We start from the raw sequence: 9,791 nt of genomic DNA, 5'->3' as shown, positions 1-9,791 counted from the left end.
CCACGTTCGTGAAGCTATTCCATTCCCAAGAATGATCAACAGAATGCAGCCATAAGCGCATTAGTTGTTTTTTAACAAGTATAAAAGCTAAAATAAAAGAGTGAGTTAACTCACTCTTTTATTTTTTGTGAAAGAACGTGAGAAAATGCCAAGTTACAATTTTTACCGGCAGCTGGGAGTGACCAGCATCAGCAACGGCTTGATTGCCTACTATGCCCGCTTAGGCCTAACTGAAGCCGAACTGGTCCTGGTCTTGCAGCTGGAAGCTTTTTTTCAAAGGGGAAATTACTTCCCCAGCAATGAAAAAATTGCGGCCAACACCAATTTCAGCGTCAGCGACGTCACTCTCTTGATCCAGAGCCTGCTGGACAAGGGCTGCCTGTCACTGAGGCAGGCAAAGGACGCCAGCGGGAAGATCAGCAGCCGTTACAGCCTGGATGAGCTCTATGACAAGCTGGACCAGTATCTAGACCAGCATGTCCAGGTCAAGGACATGAATGGGGAAGTTTTAGAAGAAGCTAAGGACAGCTTGAACAACGACCCAATGAGTGACCTGGCCCGGGAGTTTGAGATTGAATTTGGCCGCTACTTGACCCCGATTGAGCGGGAAGAAATCCAGGACTGGCTGAATTTGGATCACTATGCCCCGGAGATAATCAAGCTGGCTCTTCGGGAAGCAGTCTTGTCCCGGGCTATGAGCTTCAAGTACGTTGACCGGATTTTGCTGAATTGGCAGAGAATGAATTTAAAGACCGCAAGCGAGGTCCAGCAGTACTTGGAAAGAAATCGTTAGTAAGTTTACGGAGGATTTTGATGGGAAAAGACGAAAAGCTCTTGAGTGATGAAGAAGCAAGAAGCGTTTTACAGCGGATCGATGCCATGTTCCCGGAGGCTAAAGGGGAGCTGAACTGGGACAACCGTTTCCAACTGATCTGCGCTGTCCTGCTCAGCGCCCAGACGACAGATAAGATGGTCAACAAGGTGACCCCGCAGCTCTTCGCGGATTTTCCGACCCCGGAAGCCATGGCGGCGGCCAGCCAGGAGGAAATCGAGGCAGATATTTCCCGGCTTGGCCTCTATCATTCTAAAGCCAAGCACCTCAAGGAAATGTCCCAGACCCTGGTTGATGAATACGGCGGCCAGGTACCGGGCAAGAAGGAGGACCTGGTCAAATTAGCCGGGGTCGGCAACAAGACGGCCAATGTCGTTTTGGCTGAAGGCTGGGGGATTCCGGCCATCGCGGTCGACACCCATGTGTCCCGGATTGCCAAGAAGTTCAAGATCGTGCCGGAGAAGGCAACTCCTTTGCAGGTGGAGAAGCGGCTGGAAGAGCTGCTGCCAAAAGATGAGTGGATCCATACCCACCATGCCATGATTTTCTTTGGCCGCTACAAGATGCCCGCCCGGGCCAAGAACCCGGATCCCTACAGCTACCTGGAATAAGCTAAGAAAAAAGAATAACTTTTTGCAGGGGATAGTCATGATAAAATTGATTGCCTTGACACGATTGAAAAAGAAGTTTTGGGCATGTAAAAGGCCGCCGGAGAAGGCGGTCTTTTTTATATATATTATGCTAAAACATGCTTGATGAAAGCATCCAGTTCCTTTAAAACAGCTGGAGAGGTGAATTCACCGCCGCCGTGGTCAGCACCCTTGATCAAGATATAGGAGGCTTCTTTGCCGCACTCCTTTAATTTCAAGTAGAGGTCGGTGCTGCCGGCTGTGTTGACTGTTCGGTCTTTTGTGCCATGAATGATCAAAACTGGCGGAATATCGGTACCTTTGCTGATATTGCACTCAACTGACAATTTCCGGCGCAGGTCTGCCTGCTCTCTTAAGTCAACCCGGCCCATTTCCATCCCTTCAGGACTGTCAGCCTGCAGGTGGTTGATGGTTGTCGGGTTGCTGTCTTCCCGCATGACGGAGACAGAGCCGTAAAAGTCGACTACACCACTTACTTTGGTATTTACATCAGGGTAGAGATTGTCTTCGCCTTCCGGGAAAAAGCTGGCGTAAACGGCAGTGTGGCCGCCAGAAGAATTGCCCGCTAAAATAACCCGCTTTGGGTCGCCCTGGTATTCGGGCCCGTGCAGCTTCATGAAACGAACGGCGTTTTGGGCATCCAGAATCGGCTTGGGGAAGGAAGCCACGTCGCTGCCTCTGTATTCGACAACCGCGACGACATAGCCGAGAGCGGCAATTTTTGCCATCTGGGGCAGGTCCCGGTAAACATCTTGTTTCATCCAGGCAGAGCCTTGCACGTAAACAAAGATCGGGTAAGTCAGACCATTTGGGTGATTCCGCGTGGATGGTTCCAAGATCTGCAAGCTTAGTTTCTGCCCGCCATAATCAGCGTATTTAACGTTTGGGTGGTAGAGGACTCTGACTTCATCGCCTGTGCTGTCGATATATTTTACGTCAGGCAAGTCGGTTTGGTATTCCGGAAAATCCGCGTAAGACCATTTTTTTATTTCCATAATTTTTTCTCCTTTTCACATGCTAATTCAATTGTAGGGCAGGAAAAAGGATTATTCCAGGCAAAAAGTCAGCGTTTTCAATAGAAATTACAATACACCAAAAACACCGGCAGAGATTAAACTGACGGTGTTTTCGCGTTTATAGATTCAGTAAAAATTACCGGTTGACGATGCTTCTTGGCCGACCGCCCTTGGCGATGGTCAATTGGTCGCTGAGGCAGATCTGCACCATGTTGCGGATGGAAGTTTCCGTGTAGAAGGCTGAGTGAGGAGTGATGACGACGTTTGGCATTTTGGCCAGGGTCTTGTAGTCTTCTGGAATTTCGCTGTCCTTAAGGTCCTTGTGGCCGAAGTAGCTGGATTCCCCAGCCAAGGTGTCCAGGCCGGCACCAGCGATTTCACCATCTTGCAAAGCCTTGATCAAGGCTTCAGTGTCGACTAATTCACCCCGGGCACAGTTGATCAAGTAGGCAGACTTCTTCATTTCCTTCAGTTGCTTTTCGCCGATCATGTTTTCAGTTGATGGGAAGAGTGGGGTGTGGAGGGAGACAATGTCAGCTTCCTTTAAAACCGTGTCAAAGTCGGTGTAGGTCAAAAATGGTTCAAATTCCGGGTTATAAGCCACGTCATAGGCAATAACCTTGGCCCCCATGGCTGAGAAAATTTCCGCTACAGCGCTGCCGATGTGGCCGACCCCGATCAAGCCGACAGTCAAGTTGTAGATTTCATTGCTGATCAAGTTGCTTGGCCAGGTGAAGTCATGGTCATGGTCCATTTGGTAGCGGAAGATCCCGATCTTGCGCAGAAGGTACATGGCCTGGGTAACCGTCATTTCAGCGATGGCCCGCGGGGAGTAGACTGGGACGTTAGTCACCAGTAAGTTGTACTTCTTGGTCCAGTCAAAGTTGATGGTGTTGAAGCCGACGATTCTGAGGCCGATGCACTTGACCCCGTATTCGCTCAATTTTTGGTAAACAACTTCTTCGTCAACCGGGCCCAGGGGCTTGATGGAAACGCTGCTGCAGCCTTCAGCTAAATCAACAGTCGCGCTGGTCAAGGCCTGGTCAGTCGTCTTGACTTCAACATCGTTCTTCTTAGCCCAGTCTTCAATGTAAGGCACTTCGATCGGGCTGACGTTATACATGGCAATTTTAGTCATAAAAAACTCCTTTGTTACTTCAGCTTTTGCTTTTTACTACTTATATTCTACCGCAAATGCTGGTCAAACCAGGCAGTAATTTCCTGCAAGCGGCGGATCCGGTGTTTTGGCTGCCCGCTTCTGGAAAGCTCGTGGTTTTCGCCTTTAAAGAGGCACATTCTGCTTTCTACCCCGTAGTAGAGCAGGGCCCGAAACATTTGCATCCCTTCCGGCAAAGGACATCTGTAGTCTTCCAATGAGTGAATGAACAAGGTCGGCGTGGTAACCTTTTTAGCGTATTTCAAAGGAGACTGCTGCCAGGCGTAGTCCAGCTTTTCATCTAGATCCTTAGCATCAATGGAGTAAAGGTCTTCCCAAGGACCCACGTCAGACATAAAGGCATCGCTCAACCAATTAGACATGGACCGCTGGCTGGCGGCAGCCTTGAAGCGGTTAGTATGGCCGATCACCCAGTTGGTCATGTAGCCCCCGTAAGAGCCGCCGGTAATACCCAGGCGGCTTTCATCAATTTGCGGGATTTGAGCTAAAACTGCATCGGTGAATTTCATCAAATCATCGTAGTCTTCCCGGCCCCAGTGCCCCCGCATGTTGGCGTAATCGTTGCCCTGGCCGTCGGAGCCGTAGATGTTGGCAAAGAAGACAAAGTAGCCCTTGCCTGACCAGACCTGCATTTCATGGAAAAATGGCGTCCCGTAGACGGTCTTTGGCCCGCCGTGAACGTCGAGAATAGCCGGATATTTTTGCTTTTCATCAAAGTCTTTCGGGTAAAGAACCCAGCCGTGCTGGGTATTGCCAGCATAATTCTGGTAGTCAACTTGAACAGCAGAAGCGACATAGCGGTCCTTTAAGGCAGCTTCGTTATAGCTGGAGTGCTTGGTCAGCTGTCCGTCTTTAAAGCTGTAAAGCTGCTGGGTCTCGTTGGCATTTGGACCGGTGAACCAGCAAGTGCCATCTTCCGTAAAGTCAAAGAATTCGATTGAGGGGAATTCAAAGACTGGAGTAATTTTTTCACCGTTAAAGCACTCCAAGACCGTGTGGTCGACCTTGGTAGTAGTGAAGTAAAGGCAGTCGTCAAAGACTTGACTGGTTCGCACGTCTAACAGGCAGAGGTCGGTGTCAACGCAGTCGCCCCAGCAGTCTTCCCAAGCCGCGGTTAAGGCTAATTCTTGCTTTTCTGAGTCATACTTGTAAAACTGGGGATTTTCTTCAGTGCCGTAGCGCTTTTCATCAGTGGCCACCAGGTAGAGCTGGCCCTTTAAGACGCAAATGGCAAAAATTGACCATTCTTCTTTTGGCAAAAGCTGGCGATACTCCAAGCTCTTTAAGTCTATCTGGTAGAGGGCGGACTTGCGGGCCTTGGACTTGGTGTAAGAGTCCCCGGTGAAGTAGAGGACAGAGCCGCTCACATAATGAAGGTCAAAGTTGAAATATGGGTCGTCTTTTAAGAGCTCAGTCAGTTCATTTTGGGCCGGGTCAAAAATGAAGAGGCGGTCGCGGAACTTGGAAATAATGCCATCGCCGTTGAAGTAGGCAGGGAATTCGTCTAAGACCACATAATCTTTTTCATCCGGATCCTGCTTCTTTTCCGCTTCGCGCAGGTCAACCCGCCGGCTTAAGAGCAAGCGGCCGTCTTCTAGGACCTTTTCGACCACGAAATCTTCTCCCTCTAAAGCAGCGATTTCCCTTGCTTCACCGCCAGTCAAAGAGAGCTGGTAGATAAAAGTCTTGCCTTTTTCCTTTCTTCGGTTACCGGCAAAGCAGACCGTGTTTTCATCAAGAAAGACGAAGTCCTTTTCCTGGCCAAAGGAGCTAAGGGGAGCAACTTGCCCGTCTTTCAAGGTCTCTAAGGTGTAGAGATACTTGTCTTTTTTGCAGGCATCTGGCAGTCCTTTGACCCAGACCAGGTTCTGCCCCTTGGCCTTGAGCTTGCCCAGGTTGGCATAGTGCAAAAAGTCTTCAATTTGAATTGCTTCCATAATTTCCTCTTTTCTATTTTTGTAAGTATTGTTGACAGTTATTCTTGTTTTTATCCTGTTGCCATATATTTTAGCAGATAAAAAAGCCGGAATACCTGCTTTTTTACAGCAAGTATTCCAGCTATATTAGTCATCAGCCTTTTCAAATTGCGAGTTATAAAGGCTAGCATAGAAGCCGCCCTTGGCCAGGAGCTCCTCGTGGTTACCAGTCTCCATAATGTCACCGTGGTTGATAACCAGGATCAGGTCAGCATCCCGGATAGTAGACAGGCGGTGGGCGATAACGAAGCTGGTCCGGCCTTCCATCAGCTTGTCCATGGCAGCCTGGACCTTGAGTTCAGTTCTGGTGTCAACACTGGACGTTGCTTCGTCCAGAATCAAAAGCGGGGCATCCTTGATCATGGCTCGGGCAATGGTAATCAGTTGCTTTTGCCCGGCTGACAGGTCGTCGGCCTTGATCGGGGTATCATAGCCAATCTGGTCAACCAGGTCGCTGAGGCCAGTTGCCCGGCAGACTTCATCCAAGCGTTCATCACTTACTCCAGTTTGGTTGTAGACCAGGTTTTCTCTCAGAGTCCCGTTAAAAAGCCAGGTGTCTTGCAAGACCATGCCAAAGAGCTGGTGGACGTTTTCTCTGGTAATATCTTTGGTAGAGACGCCGTCGATCTTGATTGAGCCGGAATTGATCTCATAAAAGCGCATCAGCAAGTTGACGATAGTGGTCTTGCCGGCGCCGGTTGGCCCAACCAGGGCAACTTTTTCACCAGGAGCAACTTCAGCGGTGAAGTCGTGGACGATAACCTGCTCTGGGTAGTTGTAGCCAAAGACCACATGCCGGAAGCTGACCTGGCCTTTAACGTGATCCAGATGCTTTTTGCCTTCTTCTTTTGGCATTTCTTCTTCGTCCAAAAAGTCGAAGACCCGGCGGGAAGCGGCCAGCAGCATTTCTAAACTCGAAGCCATTTGCCCCAGGTTTTGCAAGGGCTCTGAGAAAAGGCGGATGTAGATCATGAAGGCCACGATGGTCCCGAAGCCGATCTGCCCTTGGTGGGCGGCGATGGCACCGACGATGCAGACAACCACGTAAGCAGCGTTGCCGGCAAACTGCATGATTGGATTCATGGAGCCGGAAAGAGCATTGGATTTCCAAGCATATTCATAAAGCTGGTCATTGACCTGGTCAAATTCCTGGCCAAGCTGCTTTTCTCCATTGTAGGCCTTGACAATTGCCAAGCCAGTGTAGCTTTCCTCAACTTTCCCGTTTAAAGCGCCCAGCGTTTGCTGCTGGCTGTTGTAGTAGCGCTGTGATGAGGAAATGAGGCCGGTGGAGAAGATGAAGCCCAGGAGGGCGGTAATCATCCCGGCCAGGGCCATGATCCAGTTGGTCATGAGCATCATGACGATGGAACCGACCAGCATGGCCAAAGAGGAGACCAGGTTGGAAATACTCTGGTTCATCATTTGCCCAATGGTGTCAACGTCGTTGGTTACCCGGCTCAAGGTGTCGCCGGTTGTGTGGCCGTCAAAATATTTTAGGGGGATGCGGTTGATTTTTGCGGAAATATCTTGCCGCATCTGCTTGGTCATAGTCTGCGTAATCGTGGACATGGTCCAGGCTTGATAAAGGTTGCAGAGGCCGGCAATGAAATAGATTATTATCAAGAAAGTACCAATTGAGCCAATTTTCTTCATGTTCATCGGGCCGGTCAAGCCTGCGGAGATCAAGTTGGTGACTTCTGACAGCTTGCTTGGTCCCCAGACGTTCAAAAGGGCACCAATAACCGCGACGATGATGGAAAGAATCAAGCCGAGCCGGTAGCGGCCCAGGTAGGCGATAAACTCTTTAGCGGTCTTCAGGTTGGAGGCAAAACCTGTATTTTTCTTACTCATGGCTCATTTCCTCCTTTGACAATTGTGAAGAGACGATTTCCTGGTAGCTTGGACAATTCTTGAGCAGGTCGTCGTGCTTGCCCAAGCCAACGGCCTTGCCGTGTTCCAGGACCAAAATCTGATCAGCGTCTCTGATAGTGCTGACTCTTTGAGCAACGATAACTTTAGTAGTGTTTTTTAGCTTTTTGCCTAAAGCTTCCCGCAAAAGCCGGTCGGTTTGGAAGTCAAGAGCGGAAAAACTGTCGTCAAAAAGCATGATTTCTGGCTTGCGGGCAACAGCTCTGGCAATAGAAAGCCGCTGCTTTTGCCCACCAGACACATTGCTGCCGCCTTGGGCGATCGGGGCGTCAGTTTTTCCAGGCATCTGGTCAACGAATTCACTGGCCTGGGCGGTTTCAATCGCCTGGTCAAGCTCTTCCGCGCTTTTGACCCGGTCGGCCTGGCCAAAGCTGATATTGGACTTGACTGTTCCTTTAAACAAAATGGCCTTCTGGGTCGCGTAACCGATCCGGTCCCGGAGGCTGGTCCGCTTGTAGGACTTGATGTCCTGGCCATCGACCAAAATCTGTCCTTTAGTTGGGTCATAAAAGCGGACGATCAAGTTCAGCAGGGTAGTCTTGCCCGACCCGGTGCTGCCGATAATGGCAAAAGTTGAACCAGGCTCGACCTTAAAAGAGAGATTCTTCAGCACTTCACCGCTAGTGCCAGGATATTTGAAGGAAACATTTTTGAATTCGATAGAGCCTGCCGGACCTTGACTGGCAGTTTCAGTTCCGTCAGCCATTGAGTCAGGAGTATCTAGAACCTCGCTGACTCTTTGGGCGGAAACGGATGCCCGGGGCCAGAGAAAGACGATCATGGACAGCATCATAAAACTCATGACAATCTGCATGGCATAACTGGAGAAGACGACCATGTCGGAAAAAATCCCCAGCTTTTGCCCGCTAGAAGCGCTGGTGATCAGGGATGCACCTAAAAGATAGATAACCAGGGGCAAAAATGAATTGATGAACTGAACGGAGGGGTTGAAGATGCTCATGACGTGGAAGGCGGTCATGTTGTTGTCGGTCAGTTCGTTGTTAGCCCGGGCAAACTTGTCTTGCTGGTATTTTTCCGCATTGTAGGCCCGGACGACTCTGATCCCGGACAGTTGTTCTCTGGTGACTCGGTTCAGGTTGTCGTTTAAGGACTGGATCTTTTTAAAGCGGGGCATGGCAACTGTCAAGCCGATGGCAAGTACAACCGTGATCAGCAAGAGGGCCAGTGCCGTTGCCGCGGTCCATTGCCAGGCCTTGTTCAAGATTTTAACGATCGCCCAAGTGGCCATGATCGGTGACATGAACATAAATGACATCCCCATGCCAATAAAGTTCTGAATCTGCGTGATATCGTTGGTTGTGCGGTTGATAAGAGAGTCACTTGAGAAGCGGTCGACATCCTGCATGGCCATGTGGATAGTCTTTTGGTACATTTCATGGCGCAAGCTTTTAGCCAGGCCAGCCGAGACAAGGGCGGCCAGGTAGTTGGCCAGAATCATGCCGATCCCAGCCCCAACAGCGCAGGCCAACATCCAGGCCCCCTGGACCAAAATATCGCCCATTTGGGCCTTGGGCGTTTCAACCAGCTTGGTAATGGCTGACATATAGTCCGGCATCTTTAGGCTGAGCCAGACGGTCATAATGATGGCTAAAAAGCAGACTGCGGTTTGGGCAGCTTCCCGCGGAGTCAGATAATGCAGTGCTTTCTTCATCTTTTCCTCCTTAACGAAAATCGAAATAACGATACCTAGCTATTAATTTAGGCATTATTTGGCTTGATAAATCGACTTGTAAGCCTGGACCAAAAGAGAGTGGAGAATTCCTTGCTCTGTCTCAGTCATTCCGCTTAAAAGGCGGTCTCTGGTTTCAATCATGTTCTGTTTGGCTTTGCCTTCGACTTCCAGGCCTTTGTCAGTGATCCGGGCCTGCTTGCTTCTGCGGTCCTGGGGATCCTCAACCAGCTGGATCATCCCTTTTTCTTCCAGGCGCTTGACCAAGCCGGCTACCGTTGACTGGGCGATGTGGAGCTGCTTTTCAAGCAGTTTAAGAGGCAGCTGCCGCTTGCCAGCCAGTGAAAATTGCCGCAAGATTGCTGCTTGAGATGGGGTGACGTCCAGCTTTTTCATGTGCTGGGTCATCTGCCGGCTGATTTCATCGTGGATCATCTTGATTTGGAAGGGGATGTCCGCGTCTTCAATTTTTGGTTGGCCAAATTCTTTCAAAATAAAAACCTCCTTTTCAATGATTCACT

General features: G+C 49.9%; 8 protein-coding genes. 2 read left to right on the top strand and 6 right to left on the bottom strand.

Translation table 11 applies throughout. The features are described from left to right. The first annotated feature begins 145 nt into the window (after window positions 1-145). Complete coding sequence (locus ACI32D_RS03050) at window positions 146-793, top strand: DnaD domain-containing protein (RefSeq protein WP_439775179.1); 648 nt, start codon at window positions 146-148, stop codon at window positions 791-793. A gap of 20 nt (window positions 794-813) precedes the next feature. Continuing rightward, window positions 814-1,443 carry an endonuclease III gene (gene nth / locus ACI32D_RS03045; RefSeq protein WP_439775178.1) on the top strand — a complete coding sequence of 210 codons (630 nt, stop codon included), beginning with the start codon at window positions 814-816 and terminating at the stop codon, window positions 1,441-1,443. A gap of 125 nt (window positions 1,444-1,568) precedes the next feature. Here the strand turns inward: nth and ACI32D_RS03040 are convergent, their stop codons facing one another. The 6 genes from ACI32D_RS03040 to ACI32D_RS03015 all read right to left on the bottom strand — a co-directional run bounded on the left by ACI32D_RS03040 (window position 1,569) and on the right by ACI32D_RS03015 (window position 9,762). After that, the gene (locus ACI32D_RS03040; protein ID WP_439775177.1) at window positions 1,569-2,477 is read right to left on the bottom strand and encodes an alpha/beta hydrolase fold domain-containing protein; all 909 of its coding nucleotides are present in this window, start codon (window positions 2,475-2,477) and stop codon (window positions 1,569-1,571) included. A 157-nt stretch (window positions 2,478-2,634) separates the two neighbouring features. After that, complete coding sequence (locus tag ACI32D_RS03035; protein WP_439775176.1) at window positions 2,635-3,636, bottom strand: D-2-hydroxyacid dehydrogenase; 1,002 nt, start codon at window positions 3,634-3,636, stop codon at window positions 2,635-2,637. Between the two features lie 47 nt (window positions 3,637-3,683). Then, window positions 3,684-5,612: an alpha/beta hydrolase family protein gene (locus tag ACI32D_RS03030; RefSeq protein ID WP_439775175.1), complete on the bottom strand. Its 1,929-nt coding sequence runs from the start codon at window positions 5,610-5,612 to the stop codon at window positions 3,684-3,686. Between the two features lie 126 nt (window positions 5,613-5,738). Next, a complete protein-coding gene (locus ACI32D_RS03025) occupies window positions 5,739-7,502 on the bottom strand; it encodes an ABC transporter ATP-binding protein (RefSeq protein ID WP_439775174.1) in 1,764 nt (587 codons plus the stop codon). Beyond that, window positions 7,495-9,252 carry an ABC transporter ATP-binding protein gene (locus ACI32D_RS03020; RefSeq protein ID WP_439775173.1) on the bottom strand — a complete coding sequence of 586 codons (1,758 nt, stop codon included), beginning with the start codon at window positions 9,250-9,252 and terminating at the stop codon, window positions 7,495-7,497. Before ACI32D_RS03020 ends, ACI32D_RS03025 begins: the two co-directional genes overlap by 8 nt. A 54-nt stretch (window positions 9,253-9,306) precedes the next feature. Beyond that, the gene (locus ACI32D_RS03015) at window positions 9,307-9,762 is read right to left on the bottom strand and encodes a MarR family winged helix-turn-helix transcriptional regulator (protein ID WP_439775172.1); all 456 of its coding nucleotides are present in this window, start codon (window positions 9,760-9,762) and stop codon (window positions 9,307-9,309) included. Window positions 9,763-9,791 lie beyond the last annotated feature (29 nt).

The organism is Lactobacillus sp., from assembly GCF_051873315.1.
GTDB lineage: Bacteria > Bacillota > Bacilli > Lactobacillales > Lactobacillaceae > Lactobacillus.
Note: the sequence above shows the minus strand (reverse complement) of the source record. Positions and strands in the feature narration are given on the sequence as shown.